This is a genomic window from Pantoea sp. CTOTU49201 (assembly GCF_032054795.1).
GTDB lineage: Bacteria > Pseudomonadota > Gammaproteobacteria > Enterobacterales > Enterobacteriaceae > Pantoea > Pantoea symbiotica.
This window is the reverse complement of sequence record NZ_DAMBSA010000240.1, coordinates 1-344: the sequence shown is the minus strand read 5'-3', so window position 1 is coordinate 344 and position 344 is coordinate 1. Positions and strand designations below refer to the sequence as shown.

The window sequence follows — 344 nt, the reverse complement described above, 5'->3', positions numbered from 1 at the left end:
GTTCGGTTTCACCAACCACGGCGCGGCTTTCAGACCGGCTACCAGCGCTTCGCGGCTGCTATCGAAGATGATGCATGGGCACAGCGTGCGCAGATCGCTCATCCATTTAGTGAACGCTTCTGGCGCCACACCGGCTGGCAAGCTGCCGCTGACGCACACCATGTCGAACTGGCCCAACCAGGTGAGCGAATCGGCGGTGAAGCGCTCCCAATCCTGTGCGGTGACGTCAAAGCCGGAGAAATTCAGGTCGGTTACATCGCCATCTTTTTCGGTCAGCTTAACGTTGATACGCGTACGGCCCTGTACCACCTGAAAACGGTTAGCAATGCCGAGCTCGCTGAACA

The 344-nt window shown here is 58.1% G+C and carries 1 protein-coding gene; it reads right to left on the bottom strand.

Features of this window, described 5'->3' with window-relative positions:
* The coding region (locus tag RTY00_RS16105) for a PfkB family carbohydrate kinase (RefSeq protein ID WP_312665111.1) at positions 1–344 on the bottom strand (344 nt) is incomplete at both ends.